Here is a 20,915-nt window from a genome sequence, read left to right on the forward strand (position 1 = left end):
TACTTTTGGAACATTTCACTTTATCGTTTTGGCCGCAGGGAGGATGTCTAAGTGAAAAGATATATACAAATCGGGGAGCATATTTTTCAGATTAACAGTTCTTCTATTCGTATTATGAATCTATTTGAGGAAAATTTTCATATCGTTGTCGATACACAAAACCCTCATATGGTCATCGATATGGAAGATGGTTATGGCGTTCCATTTATTAATCATGATGTAGAGATTACGAAGGAAGAAAACAGCATCTGTTACCTAAGAGCAGATTATTGTATTGAAGTAGATGATGTGTTTACAACGGCATGGGTGCGTGTCCACAATGGATTTGCTCTCAAACATGCATTAATGAATTTGTATAGTTCATTTATTGTATATAACGAGTGGGGTTTGCTGATTCACTCTTCTTGTGTGATAGAAGATGGACAAGCCCATATATTTGCAGGAAGGTCTGGTGCTGGAAAGTCTACGGCGGCCAAGCTCTCATCTCCCCGGGTTCTTCTTTCTGATGAAGCATCTATTGTGAAAATTGATGGGGATGAGGTTACTGTATTTAATTCTCCCTTTCGGAGTGAGCTTGAAGCAACTCATTCTTCAGAAAGCAAACTGCTTGCAAGCATTCAATTACTTGTACAGGATCTTGAGAATAGTCGTCTGCGAATAAGCCAAGTAGATAGCCTTCTTCAATTATTGGATAAGGTGTTTTATTGGACGTGTGATGCGGAAGAATTGAATCGGATTTTTGCATTGCTTAAGCAATTGGTTCGAATTACGCCAGTATTCGAGCTGCATTTTCAAAAGAATCATACATTTTGGGAGTTGATAACGTCATGACGAGCTATGTTCGTAAGCAACAGTTTGATGCCGTTCAATTTGAGAAAGAGTGGATCATTTTAAACAGCGAAGCTTATACGGTTACGAAGTTAAATGAAATAGGCGGCCTCTATTGGTTATTACTCAGTGAGGCGCAATCAGCAGCTTCTCTTGCGCACTTAATGCAAAATGAGTACGGCTATGAGCAGGATGAACAAGACATTAAGTTGTTTCTAGATGATTTAATGAAATATGGATTGGTTCAATATGCAGGTTAGCTGCGTCGCATCCTATGCAATCGTCAAAAGGATGGAAAAGATAGGTGCGGTAGAGCTTCCTGCTACTGGATATAGCATGTTTCCTTTGATTAAACAAGGAGATATTTGCAGATTTGTCTCTTGTAATACTGAGAATTTGAAAAAGGGAGATATCGCCCTTTTCTATACTGCATCTGGGCAGCTCATTGCCCATCGTTTCTATCAAACGATTACTCATCAAGACAAGGTGCAATATTTGTTTAAGGGCGATACGAATATCAGGTTTGATGAGCCAATTGATAAGGAACAAATTATAGGGGAATTGGTAACGATACAGAAAAAGAGAATAATAATAGATATGAACAGCCGCATGATACCGATCTGGAACCAGATTGTGTATGTTCCCGTTATGTCTAGATTGTTGAGGAAATATATTAGGCTAGTAAAAGCATAATCGAATGGTTAGGAGTGCGATTATGATAGGAAAGAAAACAGGACGAGTCAGCGAGAAACGAAGGGCTTCCATTCAGGATATAAAGAGAACCTATGCGTTATTGCTGCCCTATATTTTAAAACACAAAGCGGTATATATAGGCCTATTGTTCTTGTTGTTTATAAATATTGGCCTAACTATTGCATTTGCTTGGTTTTTTGGTGCTATAACGGACGCTGCGGTGCAGGGAGATATAGAACGAGTCAAGACACTGATCCCTATCGGAGCGATGCTCATTGCTGTTAGTATACTGTCTACTATTGGGAATACCTATCTGGAAGCTGTTTCGGTACAAGCTGTCAAACGAGATTTGAAGGCACAATTGTTTAAACACATTTGTCTATTACCCGCTCATAAGGTAGCAAATGTCCATTCAGGTGAGTACTTGACCCATTTTACCAATGATATAAATAGTATAAATGGTGTCATTGGAAGCAGTTTGATAAATTTTATAAAGCTTCCTCTTATTTATATTTGTATATTTGGTTATTTAATTCGTATAAACTTGCAATTATCTCTTTTATCCTTTTTTATCATTCCAATTGCCGCCTTGGCGGGTGTTGGTTTTGGCCCCGTACTTCGCAGGAATACGAGAAGAATCTATGAAGTAATTGGAAAGACGAGCAGCTTGCTAAGTGAAACGTTTCTCGGTCTTCCGATTATTCGATCCTTTCTGATGGAACGCATGATGTATCGTTTTTATGACAGACATAATCAAGAGCTATACGATTTGGAATTAAAGAACGCCCAGCTGCGCGGCTGGTTTCGTGCAGGGAGCAGGACCGTAAGCATGGTAACCTTTCTTGGCAGTCTTTGTCTCGGCGCTTATTTCGTAGCAAATCAGGCGATAACCGTTGGGATGCTCTTAACCTTTATTAGTTTAATCGATCATTTGATTTATCCGGTTACAGGTCTTGCGGGCCAATGGGGAGGATTTCAACGGTCCGTTTCTGCAGTAGAACGAATTGCAAATGTACTCGATCAGAGCATTGAATCTACGAGTTTACCAGCCTATATCCCGCCGACTAACAAGCACCAGTCTATATCGTTTCAAAACATTACGTTTAGTTACGATGGAACCCGTAATATTTTTGAACAGTTTCATCTGAATATTCCGGCAGGGAAAGTGGTTGCGATCGTTGGTTCCAGCGGGGCAGGGAAGTCAACCTTGTTCCATTTGCTGCAGGGCTTCTATAAGCCGCAAGCAGGGGGAATTTTACTAAATGATGTCCCAATCCATGAGCTTTCTCCTTCTGAACTGAGAAGCTGTATTTCCTACGTGCCGCAGGAAACGTATTTGTTTGCTGGGACGATTCGAGATAATTTAATGCTAGCTAAGCCTCAAATTACTGAAGAAGAGATGATTACAGCTGCAAGGAATGCGCAAATTCATGAATTTATTCAGTCGCTTCCGAACGGTTATGATACCGAAATTGGGGAAAGAGGAATGAAGCTCTCAGGCGGACAAAAGCAACGAATTGCGATTGCACGTGCAATTTTAAAGGACGCGCCGATTCTGCTTTTGGATGAAGCTACGTCTGCACTTGATAGTGAAACGGAGTATGACGTACAGGTTACACTTCAGAACGTTATGCAAAACAGGACCACACTTATCATTGCGCACCGGCTTTCTACCATTCAACATGCTGATGTAATTGTCGTATTAGAGCAAGGAAAAATTGTACAGATGGGGAATCACCAAGAACTTATGCGGCGAAAGGGACTCTATCGAAAATTAAACCGAATCGTCGTTTCGTAGGAAAGGAGAAACTATGATTATTACTTTGCTACAATCTATCTATGATCCAAATCGAACGCTGCCTACTGAAGTGGAGTTTTATGAACAGGTCATCGAAGATATTGAGCATTTTGCCGTTTCTTCGCAGGTGTACTGGCTCTTAAAGGAACAAGATCGACTTTCCCAAACACCGGCTTTTTTTAGGGAGCGGCTTAAGAGAAAGTATGAAGAGGCCTTGTATCAAAGTATGTTTATTAAAAATCAACTGGAACAGATTTTAAATAAAATGGAAGAAATGAAGATTGAGGTTATTCCAATGAAGGGAGTTACCTTTGCGGAAAAATACTTTGGCTATTTTGGGGCAAGATGGACGTCAGATATTGATTTGCTTATAAAGCCAGCTCAGGTTGAGCAAGCCATTGCTTGTGTGAAGGAGCTGAGTTTTACAACGGAAGACTCAAGGGATATGTTTAGCTATGACTACGGATTTAGTAAAATACTACCTGGCTCTCCATTTTCAGTTCCCGTTGAACTGCATGTCGACATATTACGAAGGGATACATCCAAACTAGAAATTGCAGACTTTTGGAAGGATGCTGCGCCTTATCAATCTTATTCGTATGTAAAAGAATTCTCAGACTTGCATACTTTTTATATGATTTGTCTGCACGGTTGGAAACATAGCTTTACATCAATGAAATATTTTATCGATATTATGCAATTGATGTATACCATGCATGAAAGCCTTAATTATAAAGAGCTGTTTCAAATGGCAGCGGCTCATAAAACCGTCAAGCGAATGAAAAATACGTTATCGACTGTCTATACGCAATTTCCTCAGTTAGAGGAAATCCTGCCATATCCATTTCGGAAAACGCATACAAAGTGGTGGAGTTACCAAGCGATCAGACGAGCAGAGATGAAAGAAATGACACCATGGCATTATATGGTCATGCTCTATAGTGTAAGTATTGATTTTGACCAAGCTTCTCACGGATTTACTACACTGCAGCGCATGATTCTACCATCTAAAGAATCTATTTCATTCAGCCTTGGTCATCCATGTACACGAGGCGAATTGCTAGCAGAATACGCAAAAATCTATAGAAGAAGATTGCATAAACTATCGCGGGCTTGCTTCTCTGTATTAAAGTAGAGTTTTTCTTCACGTAATATGAAATTTATGTTAAATTATACCTATAATTTACAATTCGTTCATGATAAACCCCTATACGGAAAAGATGGAGGTAGAAAGGTGAAGGACGTACGAATATGTGATCTAGACGAAGAGTGGGTAAACCTAATACTAGAAGCAAAAAATATGGGGATTACCATTCAAGAGATTCAAACATTCTTTAGCCAAGCTACTGCAAGGAAAGAGAACAGCTCGATGATCCCGAAAGACGAGCAGCAGGGTTAAATTACTGCTGGTTATTCCGTTTCCATTTTGTAAACTCCATGAACTGCTTAAATTCTTCTTTACTTATTTCTAATTCTGTTGCTTCTTTTATTAACTCTAACCATTCCGTGTCAATTGGTTCTTTTGCTTCCTCTTTGTCTTGATTTAGTAATGTATGGATATCCACTTGAAGTACGATAGCAATTTTCTCTAATATCTGTATCGAAGGATTTGACTTCAAATCTCGTTCTATCGTACTTAAGTATGATTTTGCAATGCCAGTACGGCTTGCTACTTCCGTTAGAGAAAGCCCTTTTTCTAGCCGTATTTTTTTTATATGGTAGCCAATTGACATACAATCACCTTTTTCTCCGTTCGTTATTTTATTGAAGCTTATAAAAATAATGAAAGCGTTTTAAACCATGTCTATTTTATCGCTCACTTTCATTGGTTTCATGTTCATTCGGAGGAAGGGAACATGAAATGTGAAAGTATAAGGCAAGAATCGTACATGTTGAAATAAGTTGGTTTTGGAAAATACGGGAATAATGTTATATTTTGTTGAATTATATCTCCAATTGTAATCAATAGTACACTATTTTTAAACTTTGGTAAATGCTGTAATTTTATTTTCGCCGTTCTCCCACATCGAAAAGGAATGTGGGAGATTTTTATTCTGCTAGAAAAAGTCCCCACCGAGGGAAATTTCACTTTATATTCCTCCTCTACATAGCCATGTTCAGTTTTTGCTCAGAAGGGTCTTTATAATTACTAGTATGATAGAGATAAAATTGCTTTTATGGTAATCAGGAAGAAGAACGTGAAATTTATCTGTAAGTGGGGGAAGGTAAGTCATGAAGTTTAAAATAAAAAGAATCTTGGTAAATAAGCAAATAACGGAAATCGATGAGGAATGGTTAGACTTGATTCTGGAGGCAAAACAAATAGGTTTGACAATTAGCGAAATTCGAGCATTTTTCAGGGCAAGCTATAAAAGAAACTAAGTAGTAAATTTTAGAAAAAAATCTACATACGAAAATAGTAGATTTTTTTCTAAAAATTTAGCAATACCAGTGTGTATCCTCCTTCACTGGATTTGTTCCCGTTCACTTTTCCGAAGTCCCTTAAACACGAGCTCATAAGAATGATCGATATAACTCATAATTTCCTCATCCGGGATACTGCCATCGATGATAACCGTATTCCAATGCTTCTTATTTAAATGGTAACCCGGCTTCACTGCTGGATACGTATCACGAAGAACGTCACTTCGAACCGGATCACATTTCAAGCTAATCGTAGGAACTTCATCTTCGTTAGACAGAAGAGCAAACATCTTATTCGCCACCTTCATCACATGCGGCTGCGGCCCAAATGGGAAATCCTCAATTGTCCCCTTTTGTTGTAGACAATATTCACGCAATGCTTGGAAATTCATGGCGTATCCTCCTTATGGAAGTTAGTATAGATTTAGTATACAAAAGATAGATGACGGGAGGGGATTTGAGTGTATTTTCCATCAAAAAAAGATGTATGGGTATATCCTATTTATTGGGGATGTGTAATTGTTTGTTTAATTCCATTAGTTATAGGAAGAGACTACGAAGCTCTTTTTTTCACACTACCTTTTGCAATCCTATTAGTATGGAGTTGGTTTAAAACAGGATACAAAATAAATAACGAACTACTAATTATTTATTATGGTCCTATAAAAAAGAGAATTTTAATAAAAGATATTAAAAAAATTACACAAACAAAAAATCCGTTAGCATCTCCTGCACTTTCAATGGATAGGCTTGAAATCATGTATGGTTCTGATTTTGGAATGGCACTTGTTTCTCCTAAGGATAAACAAAAATTTGTATCTTTATTGAAAAGCATGAATCCACATATTGAAGTGGATAGCAGATTAAATTAACGAGTAGAGTGATACGAGTTTTAGAGAGAAAAAGGACCACATCCAATTAAAATCCTAGGGATGTGGTCTTTTTAAAATCTATTATAATTGTTTAGTACCACTTCCATGCGTACCAGACTGTCAGTACATTAATCACAAGTCCTACAAAGATCAAAAATTTGTCATATGCAGAAGGGTATCCAGGTAAGCCCATTAGATTAAAAACAAAAAGAACAATAGCAATGATAATGTTTAACCAGCGATTCACAGGAGTATTCAATATGATGGACAGGAAAACCATTACAATTGGAATCAACATGAATATTGCGATTCCTAAATACATCCCTTGTGTTATTTGTCTGCCTCCAATTTCTCCAGGTTTAAAGTCTCCGCTATAAATTCGCAGTACATCCCCCAAAAGATAGGTTAACATTAGTGCCGTCCATAATGCCGAAAGCTTTATTTTCACATCTTCCATTTCATCATCTCCAGTGTGAATGAACTCTTCATACAGTGATGACAACTTTTCCTTGGGAGTGTCCTTCTGCAAAATATCTGAGAGCATCTGGGACCTCACTCAATTTATAACGTCTATCAATAAACGGTTTTACTTTGCCAGCTTCAATAAGTTCTTTCATAAAAACCAGATCCTTTTGGTTTGGTCTTTGTATAATGCTTCCCATTTTTTTACTCCCTGTCATTGAAATCCAAGGACTCATGAGCATGGCTTGGGAAATTTGAGCCATTGACCCTCCGGTAGCGATATAAATTCCATTGGGACGTAATGCTCGTTTATAAGCTGAAATCGGTTGATATCCATTAGCAGCAAGAATCAGGTCATAACGTTGCTTGTTTTTAGTGAAATCTTCCCTCATGTAATCAATGACATGGTCTGCACCAATCGACCGTACAATGTCTACATTTCTTGTACTGCATACACAAGTTACTTCAGCCCCGAAGGATTTGGCAATCTGTACAGCAAAAGTACCCACACCACCAGAGGCACCATTAATCAAAACTTTTTGTCCAGACTGAATCTTGCCTTTATCCCGAAGACCCTGCAGGGCAGTGACTGCCGCCATTGGTACCGCAGCTGCTTCCTCGAAAGATATATTGGCTGGTTTTCGTGCCAATGCATGTTCAGGTACAGATACATACTCAGCAAAACCACCCCATCCACAAGCGGCAAGGTCCCCAAATACCTCATCGCCTGGTTGAAACTGCTTGACATTTATACCGACCGCTTCAACTAGGCCAGCTATGTCACCTCCGGGTATTGTGTACTTTGGTTTTAGAAGCCCGGACCATAGGCGGGCTAAGAACGGTTCTCCTTTCACGAGAGCCAAATTACCATAATTCACGGATTAGGCTTTAACTTTTATTAAGACTTCATCGTCCTTGGGAAGAGGCTTTTCTACCTCCATGAATTCAAGAACATCCGGTGATCCGTATTTTGTATATACAATCGCCTTCATAAATAGTATTCCTCCCATATTTTTTCTCGCATTAGCGAAGTGTTCCTATTTCATACAGGTGTCCGGCGCTTTATATCTATCATTTGTAATCGTATCTAGTACCTGTGTTACAACCTTAAGGACGCTCGTTGCAACCTCAATTTCTTTTCTTTTTAGTTATAAAAATACCCTTTTGAAAATCATATCGAAAGGGGTGAACCGGCGCAATGGTTTTCAGAATAATCAAACATTATTTATATTTACCAGTTTGAGATGCTTCAGGTGAAGCTATAACGGTGAAAGTATGAGTACGGAGGAAGAAAGAGTGCTCACTGGAATGTTTTAACGGCGGAAAATGAGGTTTTAACGGCAAAACTACCCAGGTTAACGGCAAATTTCCAAGATGTAACGGTGAAAGTGCAGGAACAGAGGAAGAAAGGGGTCTCTCGAAATGCGTTAACGGCGAAAACGGAGAGTTTAACGGCGAAACGAACTAGGTTAACGGTGAAATTCCCAGTTGTAACGGCGAAAGTGCGGGAACAGAGGAGGAAAAAGGCCGCTCGGAACAAGTTAACGGCGAAAACGGAGAGTTTAACGGCGAAACTCAACAGGTTAACGGCGAAATTCCAAGTTGTAACGGCAAAAGTACGGGAACAGAGGAAGAAAAAGGCGCTAGGGAATAAGTTAACGGCGAAAACGGAGAGTTTAACGGCGAAACGAACTAGGTTAACGGTGAAATTCCCAGTTGTAACGGCGAAAGTGCGGGAACAGAGGAAGAAAAGGGCCGCTCGGAACAAGTTAACGGCGAAACTCAACAGGTTAACGGCGAAACTCCAAGTTGTAACGGCAAAAGTGCAGGAACAGAGGAAGAAAAAGGCCGCTCGGAACAAGTTAACGGCGAAAACGGAGAGTTTAACGGCGAAACGAACTAGGTTAACGGTGAAATTCCCAGTTGTAACGGTGAAAGTGCAGGAACAGAGGAAGAAAGAGGTCTCTCGGAAAAAGTTAACGGCGAAAACGGAGAGTTTAACGGCGAAACTCAACAGGTTAACGGTGAAATTCCCAGTTGTAACGGTGAAAGTGCGGGAACAGAGGAAGAAAAGGGCCGCTCGGAACAAGTTAACGGTGAAAACGGAGAGTTTAACGGCGAAACTCAACAGGTTAACGGCGAAATTCCAAGTTGTAACGGCAAAAGTGCGGGAACAGAGGAAGAAAAAGGCCGCTCGGAACAAGTTAACGGCGAAAACCGGGGGCGTAACGGCGAACCCCAAAAGATTAACGTCAGAAACCAAAAAATAAAATAATAACACTTTTTTTGATTTATTCTGTCAATTATCTTATCTATTATTTAAAGTAATTTATAAATATAGTAAACTAAAGATAGGGAAATATTAGGTTAGGATGATGAAATTATGGAGGGAAAAGTAGAGCCCATTTTATTTTCGCTATTGCTTATGGTATGGAGTTCTATGAGCTTGCGGCGTAATAAACGTTCAAATGATCAAACGTCACGTTTTTTTTATATAACAATTTTGGTGCTTTCGAGTGTCGCCTCATTGTTTGAATTTGTTTGGTGGTATCGTACTCACGATGAGATGAATCTTCTTGTATTGATTTCGGTGTTGTGTTCGTTTGTCTTTGTTATTTGGAATTGGAGACGGAAACAGGATGATGCTTGGAGCCCTGAAATGAATAAAGTGGATAATCGGTATTGGCAGCTTATTGAGCATTCATCTAGTCCGATTTTTATTGAGGTGGATGGGAAGATTGGTTATGTGAATGCTGCTGGTATGCGACTTCTTGGTGTTTCTTCTTATTTTGATGTGATTGGGAAGCGTGTTGTTTCTTTTCTTGAGCTTGATGGCAATCAGCAATCCTCTTTCTCAGCTCGAATAAAAACATGGTGTTTTTCAGAGGAAGTAGTACATAAGAGTAATGGTAAGCGTGCGATTGTGGAGATGTTTGTGAGAGATATATTGTTTCAAGGGAAGCCTGCTGTGAAATATGTGATGAATGATGTGACGGAAAAGCGTGAGGCGGAGCAGAAGCTGGAGGCTTTCTTCACCAATTCTGCGGATCCGATGTTTATTATGGATTTAGGTCAGAGGATTGTGCAGGTTAATCCGGCTTTTGCGAAGTATATTCATCATCAAGAGGAAGAGCTGCGCGGGAGTCATGCTTCTATTTGGTTTGATTTAACGGATGCGAAAAAGCAGGATTTGTTCAAGAAGGTTACGGGCGGTTCGGTTTTGCGCGGGATTGATACGCATATAAGAAAAGCAGATGGGGCAATGGCTCCGGTAAATGTTACTCTTTCGCCGATTCGGGATTGTGAGGATACGGTTACGATGGTTTCGGTTGTCATTCGAGATATGAAGCTGCAGAAGGATTACGAGGATCAGTTAAAACATATGGCATTCATTGATAGCCTAACGGGGATTGCGAACCGCCGGTCGTTTGAGGATCGGATTAAATCACTTATTCAAGAGAATACGCCATTTGCTTTGTTTTATTTGGATTTTGACCATTTTAAATGGATTAATGATTCCTTTTCCCATGAATGCGGCGATCTGTTTTTGAAGGAAGTAGCCCATCGGTTAAAGATGGTCGTGCGGGATACGGACTTTGTAGCTCGTCTTGGCGGAGATGAATTTGCGCTTCTTCTTTCTAACTTAAAGGAAGAGGAATTGATCGTTATTTCCAATCGGATTTTGCTTGCCTTTCAAGGTCCCATTATTTTTCAAAATCAATCTGTTGTTTCTACAGCTTCCATTGGAATTTCAATGTTTCCATCAGATGGCATGACGGCTGATGAGCTTCTTCGTCATGCAGATTCAGCCTTGTATATTGTGAAAGCGAAATCAGGAAATGATTACCGGTTTTATGATCAAGGTAATAAGGTAAAGCGGAGGACGAAACTGGAGAAGGAATTACCACATGCACTGGAAAGACAAGAAATTAGCCTGGCGTATCAGCCGCAGTTAGGTACAGATGATGATACCATTATCGGTATGGAAGTGTTTCTGCATTGGAATCATCCAGAGTATGGCCCGATTTCATGGATTGAGTTCGTCCCGATTGCCGAAGAGGAAGGCTTTATTGTAGATCTTACACTTTGGGAGCTTCGCGAAGCTTATCTGCAAATACAAGTATGGAATGATGCTTACCATTTACAAATGAAGGTTGTTATGGGTATATCATCGAAGTTGCTGGAATGCAGTAAATTTACAGAGAAACTAAAGAGCATGCTTCAGGATTTGCATGTTCCTCCTAATCAAATTATTTTAGAGATAGCAGAGCACGGCCTAATGAGAAATAAAAAGAACAGCCTTGCCTTCTTAACGGAAATGAAGCAACTCGGTGTTCTTGTTGTGCTTGAGAAATTTGGAAATGATTTTTGTTCGCTTGTACATATAAATGAAATGGATATTCGTTTATTAAAAATGGGTCAAAGTTATACTTGCAATTGGTATCCATCCTCAGACGCAACGTTTTTGGAATCCATTATTCAGCTAGGAAATAAATTGGATCGTTTCCTATCTGTAGACAGAGGTAAGATAGAAAATAAGAATGCGCAAGGTTTTTACTATAGTCCGTCCTTGCCGGCTGGTAAAGCCGAGGAGTGGATTGCTCAGCATGAAGGTGAAACAGTGAAATAAAAAATTGAACCTCCGCTTACTTAGGCGGAGGTTCGTTCGTAAAAAGCATCTATTTCAATACATCATACACATCATTTTTATTTACCATGGAAACGAAGCCTTTGGATTGGCTATAGCTACTTGATGCCCTGTTAGGAGCGACTGTGAATACTTGTAATGTGTTCTTTTGACTTTGGAAATAGCTGATCCAGTTTTGGCTCCATTCATCTTTCGCGATTATCTTACTATTAAAGTCTTCCCATAAGACGGCATCAAGATATGGGAGAGAGGTTGTTTTCACTGTGTCGAAGCCCCAGTTTTGCATAATGAGTAAGTTTGGATTTGTTGCCTTTATATCTTTTAATAACGCAGTATAGCCATTGCGAAGGTTTGCTTGATCAATTGGCTTGTCATAGAAATAATCATCAATATCGCCAACTGTATCTAGGAAGACGCCATCCATGCCTTTTTGCGCGACTTGTTCTTTTACCTTCGTTAATACGACGCTTCTGTAATGAGGATTCGTTATATCCATTATATATGTATTCCACTGCGGAATTTGCATTTTACTACCATTATAATAGTAGTAATCAGAATCAGTAACTTGATTAATATGTTGAGATTCTAATTCCATTACACTTACATAGCCAAGAACCTTCGTGCCAGATTTTTTAAGCTGGCTAATTTGTTCTTTTGTAAAAGCATATGGCTCAATGATAACGGTGTTATATTGGGAGAGCTTTTGAATAGCAGTTGCAGTTGCATCGCCATAATAAATAGTAAAGCTTTTTGATGTTAGTAATGGGTTGTTAGGTGCAGCAAATGCTGCTGCATTTGGCATACATAATGCAGCGACTAGTGTGATGATTGTAGCGAATCGTTTCATAGCCATTCTCCTCCGGTACGATTTTTCTCCTAAACTGTATAGAAAATACGGCAGCACAGCCATCCTAGCTAGTAGCCTTAGATCTGTTGCTTTGCGTCCCTGCCTTTGGGCAGGTTTGCCATTAAGAGGAATATTTTGTTTCATCCCGCTTTAACGGGCAGTAAGACCCCCACTTCAAGGCCTAGAGAAATCGGAGCAGGATAAGTGGGGGACAACTGCCCGTAAAAGTCCGTATTGGCCTTTGCTAACCCTCGGTGGGGGATAAGAAAAACCCCCACCGAGGGAAGTTTCACTTTAACTATATTATAGTAAAAATGGAACAGGTTTCAATTGAACCTTTGTGAAGATTTAGTTAACTTGCAATGGTTTGTAGCCATCTTTGTTTTGCGATTGCCAGTTCCATGAGTCCTTACACATGTCATCGAGTGTTCGTGTAGCCTTCCAGCCAAGCACGTAATTGGCTTTGGATGGGTCAGCAACACAAATGGCAACGTCTCCAGGTCTACGTTCTGTAATACGATACGGAATTGTTTTTCCGGAAACTCTTTCGAAGGCTTGTACCATTTCCAGCACGCTATAGCCAGTGCCTGTTCCAAGGTTAAATGGCTCTACCCCAGTTGTATGAAGGATGTGTGCAAGGGCCTTTACATGTCCGTTTGCAAGATCGACTACATGGATATAATCTCTAACACCGGTTCCATCCTTCGTTGGATAGTCGTTGCCAAAGACACGAAGCTCCTCTAATTTGCCTACAGCGACTTGGGTGACATATGGCATGAGGTTATTCGGAATACCATTCGGATCCTCCCCGATACGTCCGCTTTCATGGGCGCCAAACGGATTGAAATAGCGAAGCAGCGCAATGCTCCAGCTCGTATCTGACACAGCTAGGTCACGCAGAATTTGTTCAATCATCAGCTTTGTCTGCCCGTAAGGATTAGTGGCAGAGAGTGGAAAGTCCTCCGTAATTGGCGAGGTTTCCGGCACTCCGTACACTGTTGCGGAGGAACTAAAGACCAAATTCTTTACATTATACTTACTCATAATCTCGCATAATACTAAGGTGCTAGTAATATTGTTGTGATAATAGGAAAGAGGCATCATCACCGATTCCCCAACCGCTTTAAAGCCAGCAAAGTGAATGACAGCCTCAATCGAATGGTTGGCAAAAATAGACTCAATCGCATCACGATTGAGGAGATCCTCTTCATAAAACGGAAAGGACTTACCTGTTATTTCTTTTACTCGGTTCATTGATTCTATCGAACTATTAGATAAGTTATCTACAACGACAATATCATAATTATTATGTAATAATTCTACACATGTATGACTGCCAATATAACCTGCTCCGCCTGTTACTAAGATTGCCATGAATTTCTCCTCCAATAGCTAACTAAGTTTATTTAATTTTTCTGCTAGTTTCGTAAAGAACATCCGTTTTCTTGGCTGCTGATCTGGCTGACAAAATGTATAATAATCAATGTTCTGTACATAATGAATTAGTCTTGCAAATGCGTATAAAAAGGCTATACTTGCGCCCATTACAAAGCTAATTCCATATCCATTATAACCCAGTGGTAGTAAAGCTAGGGTTACAATTAGATTAATAAGGAAAAAAATAGCGGATGTTCGCAAGGCTCCTCTGCGATCTTCAAAGTATAACAGCAAGAGGGTCAGGATAAGCACCATCCCATTTGAGAAGGCCCCAAGTGCTGTTAGCTGAAAAATGGAGTATTCCATTTGATTGCTGTTCGTTTGGGAAATAAAGATCCAAGCACTGAAAATAATAAGTAAGGTAATGATTCCTTGATTGCGAATAAGGCGGTATACTTCCTGCCGCATGACGACAATCATCGAATCCCTCAATTCTAGAATTTGATGCAAGGTTCCGCCGCTATTTACTGCTCCGTAATATTTCTTATAACGCTCATAGAATCTCGTTTCAACCGATACGACAAAGAACACATAGGTAGGCAGAATGGTTAAGTAAGCCCAGAACACGGTGGTATCATAAATGGGATGATACAGAAAGCTACCTGCAACGACTTCGCGTCCTTCCCCAAACCAAATGACAAAATTACACGTCCAAATGCCAAGATTATATAAGAACCCCGTCCAAAACAATTCTGGAAACTTATCGATGTACGATAAGAATGTATACGGATTGTCCAGCTTAGACGTAGGGAACATTCTCATCATCACGATGCTTAGCCAGACTAGTGTAATAAATATGCCGCTTGTAAAGCTGGTAAGCAGCAAGAAGGCATAGCCATGAGGAATGCCAAGCTGCAAATGGAAAAAGGAGATAACAAGGATTTCTAACACGAAAACGACTGATCCCGTTAAAAAAGCGTAGGCGATGGACTGATAGTCCTTTGCCGCCGTTAAGTAAATCGATTGAATCCAAATAATATGTAACCCCAAAAATAAAAATAGCATCATAAATTTATAATAAAGGGGAAGCGTTGTGAAACAAGCAAAGATCAACCAAAGAACAAATGCGCATATAAGTACAAGCTTCGTCATGCCAATGAAGGAAGGGTAGATGCGATCGGTCTTTTGTTCATAAAGGAGATCAGCTACATACCGGGTGACAATTAACTGCAATCCTCCATACACAATGAGAGAGAAAATAAAGCAATACGAGAGTGATATCGTAAATAGTTTTTGTTCCTCTATTGGAATGGTGTGAAAAAGACTAAGAAGATAGCGCGAGCCTGTTATGGATAAAATCACAATCAACCATGGACCAGCTGTTACAAATAGCGAAAACCCATAGGCCTTGACGCGGGAAGAGAGATAGTCTTCTTGAAACAATTTCTGTAAACGAAATCCTATTCCTGCCATGCTTTGCTCCCCCTTTCTTCATATAAGCTGCGATAGCTGGCAATGACATTTGTTAGCTGATAATGGTGTTCGATGCGTATGCGCCCGTTATCACCAAATATGCGGATATTTTCCGGATGACGATCGTACCATTCGATATAGGAAGCCACTTGTTCAGGCGATACAGGCGGAACGATAAAGCCGCATTGACCAAGCGTATCTTCCTCTTGTCCAAACACGAGCTCTTTACAGGAACCAACATCAGTGGCAATCCACGGGATGCCGGCAGCCATTCCTTCTAGCATCGCTAGCGGTTGACCTTCTGATACGCTTGTTAGCACGAGAATGTCTGTTTTCGTTAAATATTCCTTAATATTGACCCGGCCAGTCATGATAACATATTTCTCTAGCTTTAATTGTTGAATCAACTCGCGGCACTCCTTGGCATACTCGGGTTCCTCCGCGTCAGGACCAAGTAAGTAGAATACAAACGGAATCTTTTTGTCCGCTACTATCTTGGCCGCGTAAATCATCGTCTTAATGTCTTTAATCGGTACAACGCGGATAATTGCGGAAATGATAAGGGAATCAGTATCTCCCGCTTCTTTCCGAAGACCTTGATAGTCTGCTATATTCACACCATTTGGGATAATGCGTAATTTATGTGCAGGAGCTCCTAGCTCCCGCTGATATTGACTGTTACGTTCGAACAGCGTAATGATATCGCTGGCCTGTTCGTAAGCCTGACGCGACAAATGATGGAAAAAGGAAATCCAGCGATTTTTATATTCAGCAGGAATCCAGCTGGATTGAAGGATTTCCTCCTCACGCTCCCGCGTATAGATGCCATGCTCGGTTACAATATACGGTATGTGCAAAGCTTGACTCATCGCTGCCCCTAGTAAGCCGCCATATCCAGTAGCAGTTGCGTGTACGATATCGAGCTTTGGAAAATGAACTTGCAGAATTTGAATAATCGGAGTGAACATCGCTCTCCACATCCAAAAATAGTCTAAAAACGAACCACTGCTTTGTTCATATAGATAGCTTTCCTTTACAATTTCATAGAATTCCGGACTTTCAAAAAAGGCATCTAGCGTTCCGAGCTTATGCGGATTTGCTAATAAATCCAATGCTTTAGGATTTGCAGATTGAAAGGTAAACCACTTCTGAAGCAGCTCTACCTCTTCTTTCGTTAGCGAGGGCTTTATCAATATGCTTGTTGTTTCAGATTGTAAAGGAATCACAATGACTTCTCTCACATTGTCTGGAAGCGTATATTGATAGTCCTTTTCTGTTTTTATCGTTGGTACAATAGCGATAATCGTAAACTCATGTTCTTGAAATTGCTGCATAATCATTTGCACCCAGCTGGCAACCCCGCCGCTGACAAATGGATAGCTACCTTCCACAATGATTCCGATGTGCATCTTCTAAGCTCCTTTGATTGAAATTGTCGCTTCAGCCTTTGTTAGTTTTACGCTGTAAAGCTGCGGCTCTAATTGAGTCACTACTCCAAACGGGAAGGTTCCCGTATCGAGTTTCTTGCCGTCCTCAACGCGAATGATAACAGAAGATTGAGAAGGGATTCCTTTGTAGGCAACATGGATTGCGTTGTCCTCATAGGATACGAGAATATCTCCCTTTTCATAGGACTTCATTAATTCCGTAGCCTCGCTTTGCGTCATGCTTTGGAGCTGTGGGTACAGCGTATGGACATCCTTAACCATAGATCGATAGCCTTGAAATAAATCATTCCAAGGAAGACCATGAGATCGATCTTCATCTAACACATCATCTGGATGAACGAAATGAGAAACGACGCCGAAATTCGCAACTACATCCGCCATCGTAAAGCGATCTTCATCCGTTGCGATATATCCACTCGTAACGCGAGGAAAATTATAAATACTTGGATACGTTGGATCCTTTCCATATTCTTGAATGTAGCTGCCATTCTTATTGCTTCCTATATACACGGATGAGATCGTTTGTAAATTCGGGACCGCATGGTAAAGTGAATCGAGTCCCGTCTTATTCAAAATATTAGAAGGAGGGACGTATGTCAGTAGATTCTCATTTGGAAAAAAGCCGTGTACCAAATCCTGCAATTGTGAAAGAGAACTTTGCATATTTGCTTCGTTATCCCAGGGTACATAATGAAGAGCCTTGTCAACTGGTTCCGATTTAAGCACAAGCGGCTGATGATTATAGCCATGAAGGCCAATTTCTCCGCCTTTTTCCAAAAGCTCTCTGCCAAAAAGGAGGTATGTATTCTTATCTTCATCGGCAAGGCTTGCAAATGGAGGTTTCACCTGATTTTCGTAAGTTTCAATTGCAACCCCGGTAAACTTTATACCAAATTCATCGGATAAGCTTTTCATATCTTTCCACCAATAGTTTTTGTAGAAGGATTCCTTCGTAACATCGCCTTTTACAATATTCTTGGGCAAATCGCCATTTGGAATAGGGGCAGGGAAGTCATCGATATACATCAACTGTGCGCCTAATTGAGCTGTTGTGAATGCTGGGAAAATCGTTCCGAGCGATTGCACGAACAAACCTCGCCCCAGTTTATCATTGAGAGCAGTCGTATTCCAATAGAGTACATTTCCCTTGCTAAAAGGATGAGTCCACATAATCGGTGTATGCTGAGCGGTCATCCATGTCGTCGTTGTATTTGCATCGAGAAAGTAGTCGATTGAACTATGAAGAAACAGATCGGAATTGTCTGGAATATTCGGATAACCAGGGAACAATGGCTTTTTGAACGTTAATCCCTTTACTTCTGTAAATCCTTTTGAATCGATAATACCGAACAAAGGATACCATGATGGATCAAAATCGATTCGGTTGGCAAGAATCAATCTTCCGCCATTTTCTACAAATTTCTGAATGTCCTCCTTAGGAAGGCCATTCGGATTTTCTCCGGCAAGAATTAGTCCCGTATACGGGGATGGCTGAAGGGTATGAATATCCTGCAAGGAAATATCTGTATAATGGATATGAGCGTAATCCATTGCCTTCTTCGTGTTAGATGCCACCATTTTCCCAAGATCATCCCCGGTTTGTGCATAGTAGAGCTGAATTTGCTGCCCTTTTTGTACAGGATTTGTTGCCTGCATAAGTTCAAGCCTAGCAGGCTGCGGCTTTTTAACTGCAATATCTCGATACAAGGCGTCAGAACGCAAAAATATGATGAGGAAAACAGCAACGCAAAGCAAGCTGCCAATTATCCATAGAATAGCATTAGAGCTTTTGTTCAAGGTGGATGCCTCCCATCTGTTGGACAAATTGTTGATATGAATAGGGCAAATGATCATATACGTTTCTCTCGGCTACTAGATCGAGGAGGTTGTACAGCTTGATCCACCGTTTCTGGTCATAATAAATTTTAAGCAAGCCAATATACCCATATTTTGTCTCTGGGTATGTTTCTACTAGGTGGTAGAATTGTTCTTCCGCCTCAAAAAATTTACCTTGGATCATCAGAATTTTTCCGTAGTAATACGTAAAGATGGGGTCATTCGCAAATTGCTTTGCAAGCTGCAGCATAATTGGGCTGCACTCATCCATCACTTCTGCCATTTGCCGCGGAGATAGCAGATCACTTTCTAGATAACGCATATAATAGGATAGCAATTGATGTGTCATTTCTGTTTGCTTTGGGTCTTGATAGAATAGGGACTTTGCATAATCGATTTGCTTTCGGTAACGATCATGTAATACTTGAATCGTTGTGGCCGCATAGTGAACGGTTTCTGGATCCTTTTGAAGCAGTGCGGCCTTTAATAGCTTTCCTTCCTTCGCAACAGAAGACGAGCTCACTTGTACAATGAGCTGCTTTTGTATGTCAGACTGTTCGAGCTGCATACCTGTCGAAAAAGGGGTTAGTTCCATGTCCTGCTTTGCCGATACATAGATATCTTCATAGTTTTGAACGGTAAAGGATATATAATCGGAGTATTCGCTTAGCCATTTTCCTTTGCTTTGCCTCGGACGAAGCTTTGCGAGAAGCAACGCTGCAAGCAGCCCGATGATGGGAAAGGCAAGAGAGAGAATGAAGCCAAACTCAAGTTGTCCTCTTTTTTCCTTCCTTATCCTTTTTTTGATTATGAGAAAAACGATGCTAACAAGTATAAGATAGAGAAGATAGAGTACAATCCAAATCATGGTTGCAGCACCCCTTCTCTTATAAGGGCGTGTTTCATCCGATCTTTTACTAAGGGCAGATTTTGTTCTTCTGTACCTGGTAAAAGTACGAGAAGAGTCTGCCTATTGGCGTCATAGCCAACCATATCAATTTCCCGCAATTGTTTCTGTAAGGTCGCATTGATTTGTACTAAAGAATGTCTAGGAATTGATAATTCAAAATAGGAATAGGGGAATCCTAATTCTTCGAAGCGTTCCTTTTCAATATGTAGCAAGTGTTCAAATTCTACTTCATAATAGATATTCGTTCCTGGGAATACACGATTTGCTTGATCTGCTAACCACAGTTCGGAAGCATAATCCAGTCTGTCACCTACTAGACGTAAAAACCAGGTGAATAGCTCGAATTGTTGGGAGGTTACCTTTACAAAATCAATTTCATCCAGAAACACGACATATTGAATCTTTCCGTTCACTGTGATTGGTCCAATAAGAGTCGGCGCATACTTCGTATCATTGCGTGTTCGGTAACAGGGCTTGTTCTCCGCTAGTGTTTGTTTAATAACAGGCGATGCCTTCTCCACAAAAATAGATTGCAGAAAGGTTTCACTGTTTTGGTCCGAACGGAGCTTAAGCCGAAGCGACTGCAACCTATCGTCCACTGTGTAGATCGCAATTTTGTTAGCGCCAAAGTATTGCTTTAAGATATGCGTCGCTTCATTTAATACAAGCTCAGGATGGGTATGATTCAATGCTTTAAACATATGAAACATCGTATCAAAATGGTGATTGGATTCTAGAACACGTGATTTTAACGTCATTCTCGTTTCGTTTAATTGATCAATCGTGCGCTTGAATTGTTCATTTTCTCTCGTAAGCTCACGATTCACCATGTGAATATCTTCATAACGTTCTTTCCCTGAGGTAGTCATCAATCCGATGTACGCCCCAACCAACAGTAAGAAGCCCCAACTCATCCACTGCGCTGCAGAGAAGAAATAGAGCAAGATATCATCGCCTCTTTGCATGCCAATGAAAAGACTAGCTAGAATTGCTTCTAAAAATGTGAATAGAGCGATATATAGTCCATATTGAACGGAAAACAGTACGATAATAAATGTTAGCACGAAATATTCATAGGCGGGCGATGGAAAGTGGAAACTTACAGATAGAATACATAGGACGATTAGTGTTAAAGTGGGTTCCATTAGTTTTCGGAGCAAATTGGTTTGTCGATAATACATCATAACTACCTTCTTTCATTCAGAGGGCTCTATTATTTTTCAATATATTTTAACATATATTTTAGCGGTCATCTGTAATGGAGAATAAAGGTTGTTTTTTCATAATAGTATGTGTATT

The 20,915-nt window shown here is 40.2% G+C and carries 21 protein-coding genes and 1 riboswitch; of the genes, 10 read left to right on the forward strand and 11 right to left on the reverse strand.

Going from position 1 to position 20,915, the window contains the following annotated elements; all coding sequences use genetic code 11:
- Positions 1-51 precede the first annotated feature (51 nt).
- The 6 genes from ACM5BR_RS12550 to ACM5BR_RS12575 all read left to right on the forward strand — a co-directional run bounded on the left by ACM5BR_RS12550 (position 52) and on the right by ACM5BR_RS12575 (position 4,718).
- Positions 52-831, forward strand: a complete 780-nt coding sequence (locus ACM5BR_RS12550) for a hypothetical protein (protein ID WP_416828293.1) — start codon at positions 52-54, stop codon at positions 829-831.
- The gene (locus tag ACM5BR_RS12555) at positions 828-1,088 is read left to right on the forward strand and encodes a PqqD family protein (protein ID WP_416828294.1); all 261 of its coding nucleotides are present in this window, start codon (positions 828-830) and stop codon (positions 1,086-1,088) included. Before ACM5BR_RS12550 ends, ACM5BR_RS12555 begins: the two co-directional genes overlap by 4 nt.
- Positions 1,063-1,521 carry a signal peptidase I gene (locus ACM5BR_RS12560; RefSeq protein WP_416828296.1) on the forward strand — a complete coding sequence of 153 codons (459 nt, stop codon included), beginning with the start codon at positions 1,063-1,065 and terminating at the stop codon, positions 1,519-1,521. Before ACM5BR_RS12555 ends, ACM5BR_RS12560 begins: the two co-directional genes overlap by 26 nt.
- Positions 1,522-1,543: 22 nt before the next feature.
- Complete coding sequence (locus ACM5BR_RS12565; protein ID WP_416828297.1) at positions 1,544-3,319, forward strand: ABC transporter ATP-binding protein; 1,776 nt, start codon at positions 1,544-1,546, stop codon at positions 3,317-3,319.
- Between the two features lie 13 nt (positions 3,320-3,332).
- A complete protein-coding gene (locus ACM5BR_RS12570; RefSeq protein ID WP_416828298.1) occupies positions 3,333-4,454 on the forward strand; it encodes a nucleotidyltransferase family protein in 1,122 nt (373 codons plus the stop codon).
- A 99-nt stretch (positions 4,455-4,553) separates the two neighbouring features.
- Positions 4,554-4,718 (forward strand): anti-repressor SinI family protein, encoded by a 165-nt coding sequence (locus ACM5BR_RS12575; RefSeq protein ID WP_416828299.1) that lies wholly within the window; start codon positions 4,554-4,556, stop codon positions 4,716-4,718.
- Position 4,719: 1 nt separating this feature from the next.
- On the opposite strand, the gene ACM5BR_RS12580 is transcribed toward ACM5BR_RS12575, so the two are convergent.
- Complete coding sequence (locus ACM5BR_RS12580; RefSeq protein WP_416828300.1) at positions 4,720-5,052, reverse strand: helix-turn-helix domain-containing protein; 333 nt, start codon at positions 5,050-5,052, stop codon at positions 4,720-4,722.
- Positions 5,053-5,551: 499 nt separating this feature from the next.
- On the opposite strand from ACM5BR_RS12580, the gene ACM5BR_RS12585 reads away from it, so the two are divergent.
- Positions 5,552-5,701: an anti-repressor SinI family protein gene (locus ACM5BR_RS12585; RefSeq protein WP_416828301.1), complete on the forward strand. Its 150-nt coding sequence runs from the start codon at positions 5,552-5,554 to the stop codon at positions 5,699-5,701.
- Positions 5,702-5,784: 83 nt separating this feature from the next.
- Here ACM5BR_RS12585 and ACM5BR_RS12590 read toward each other — a convergent pair whose 3' ends face one another.
- Positions 5,785-6,135, reverse strand: a complete 351-nt coding sequence (locus ACM5BR_RS12590) for an MmcQ/YjbR family DNA-binding protein (RefSeq protein WP_416828302.1) — start codon at positions 6,133-6,135, stop codon at positions 5,785-5,787.
- 69 nt (positions 6,136-6,204) lie between these two features.
- Between ACM5BR_RS12590 and ACM5BR_RS12595 the strand changes: the two genes are divergently transcribed.
- Entirely contained in the window at positions 6,205-6,615 is a 411-nt protein-coding gene (locus ACM5BR_RS12595; RefSeq protein WP_416828303.1) for a PH domain-containing protein, read from the forward strand.
- A gap of 91 nt (positions 6,616-6,706) precedes the next feature.
- On the opposite strand, the gene ACM5BR_RS12600 is transcribed toward ACM5BR_RS12595, so the two are convergent.
- Both ACM5BR_RS12600 and ACM5BR_RS12605 read right to left on the reverse strand, forming a co-directional pair.
- On the reverse strand, positions 6,707-7,072 hold the full coding sequence (locus ACM5BR_RS12600; protein WP_416828305.1) for a DUF6326 family protein: 366 nt from the start codon (positions 7,070-7,072) through the stop codon (positions 6,707-6,709).
- Between the two features lie 28 nt (positions 7,073-7,100).
- A complete protein-coding gene (locus tag ACM5BR_RS12605; RefSeq protein WP_416828307.1) occupies positions 7,101-7,955 on the reverse strand; it encodes an NAD(P)-dependent alcohol dehydrogenase in 855 nt (284 codons plus the stop codon).
- Positions 7,956-8,459: 504 nt separating this feature from the next.
- Here ACM5BR_RS12605 and ACM5BR_RS12610 point away from each other — a divergent pair.
- Positions 8,460-9,347, forward strand: coding sequence for a hypothetical protein (locus ACM5BR_RS12610; RefSeq protein WP_416828309.1), 888 nt, complete (start codon positions 8,460-8,462; stop codon positions 9,345-9,347).
- A 113-nt stretch (positions 9,348-9,460) separates the two neighbouring features.
- Positions 9,461-11,707 carry a diguanylate cyclase domain-containing protein gene (locus ACM5BR_RS12615; RefSeq protein WP_416828311.1) on the forward strand — a complete coding sequence of 749 codons (2,247 nt, stop codon included), beginning with the start codon at positions 9,461-9,463 and terminating at the stop codon, positions 11,705-11,707.
- A 49-nt stretch (positions 11,708-11,756) separates the two neighbouring features.
- On the opposite strand, the gene ACM5BR_RS12620 is transcribed toward ACM5BR_RS12615, so the two are convergent.
- The 7 genes from ACM5BR_RS12620 to ACM5BR_RS12650 form a co-directional block, all read right to left on the reverse strand.
- A complete protein-coding gene (locus tag ACM5BR_RS12620) occupies positions 11,757-12,578 on the reverse strand; it encodes an endo alpha-1,4 polygalactosaminidase (protein ID WP_416828313.1) in 822 nt (273 codons plus the stop codon).
- Between the two features lie 40 nt (positions 12,579-12,618).
- Positions 12,619-12,702, reverse strand: a riboswitch (cyclic di-GMP riboswitch).
- A 218-nt stretch (positions 12,703-12,920) separates the two neighbouring features.
- Positions 12,921-13,946, reverse strand: coding sequence for a UDP-glucose 4-epimerase GalE (gene galE / locus ACM5BR_RS12625; RefSeq protein ID WP_416828314.1), 1,026 nt, complete (start codon positions 13,944-13,946; stop codon positions 12,921-12,923).
- An 18-nt stretch (positions 13,947-13,964) separates the two neighbouring features.
- Positions 13,965-15,422, reverse strand: coding sequence for an exopolysaccharide Pel transporter PelG (pelG, locus tag ACM5BR_RS12630; protein ID WP_416828315.1), 1,458 nt, complete (start codon positions 15,420-15,422; stop codon positions 13,965-13,967).
- Positions 15,410-16,831, reverse strand: a complete 1,422-nt coding sequence (gene pelF / locus ACM5BR_RS12635) for a GT4 family glycosyltransferase PelF (RefSeq protein ID WP_416828317.1) — start codon at positions 16,829-16,831, stop codon at positions 15,410-15,412. Before pelF ends, pelG begins: the two co-directional genes overlap by 13 nt.
- 3 nt (positions 16,832-16,834) lie before the next feature.
- On the reverse strand, positions 16,835-18,667 hold the full coding sequence (locus ACM5BR_RS12640) for a DUF2194 domain-containing protein (RefSeq protein ID WP_416828318.1): 1,833 nt from the start codon (positions 18,665-18,667) through the stop codon (positions 16,835-16,837).
- A complete protein-coding gene (locus tag ACM5BR_RS12645; RefSeq protein WP_416828319.1) occupies positions 18,651-19,574 on the reverse strand; it encodes a hypothetical protein in 924 nt (307 codons plus the stop codon). The genes ACM5BR_RS12640 and ACM5BR_RS12645 overlap by 17 nt, the downstream gene beginning before the upstream one ends.
- Positions 19,571-20,797, reverse strand: coding sequence for a nucleoside-diphosphate sugar epimerase (locus ACM5BR_RS12650; protein WP_416828598.1), 1,227 nt, complete (start codon positions 20,795-20,797; stop codon positions 19,571-19,573). The genes ACM5BR_RS12645 and ACM5BR_RS12650 overlap by 4 nt, the downstream gene beginning before the upstream one ends.
- Positions 20,798-20,915 lie beyond the last annotated feature (118 nt).

Source organism: Ectobacillus polymachus, assembly GCF_048159605.1.
GTDB classification, from domain to species: Bacteria; Bacillota; Bacilli; order Bacillales; family Bacillaceae_G; genus Ectobacillus; species Ectobacillus polymachus.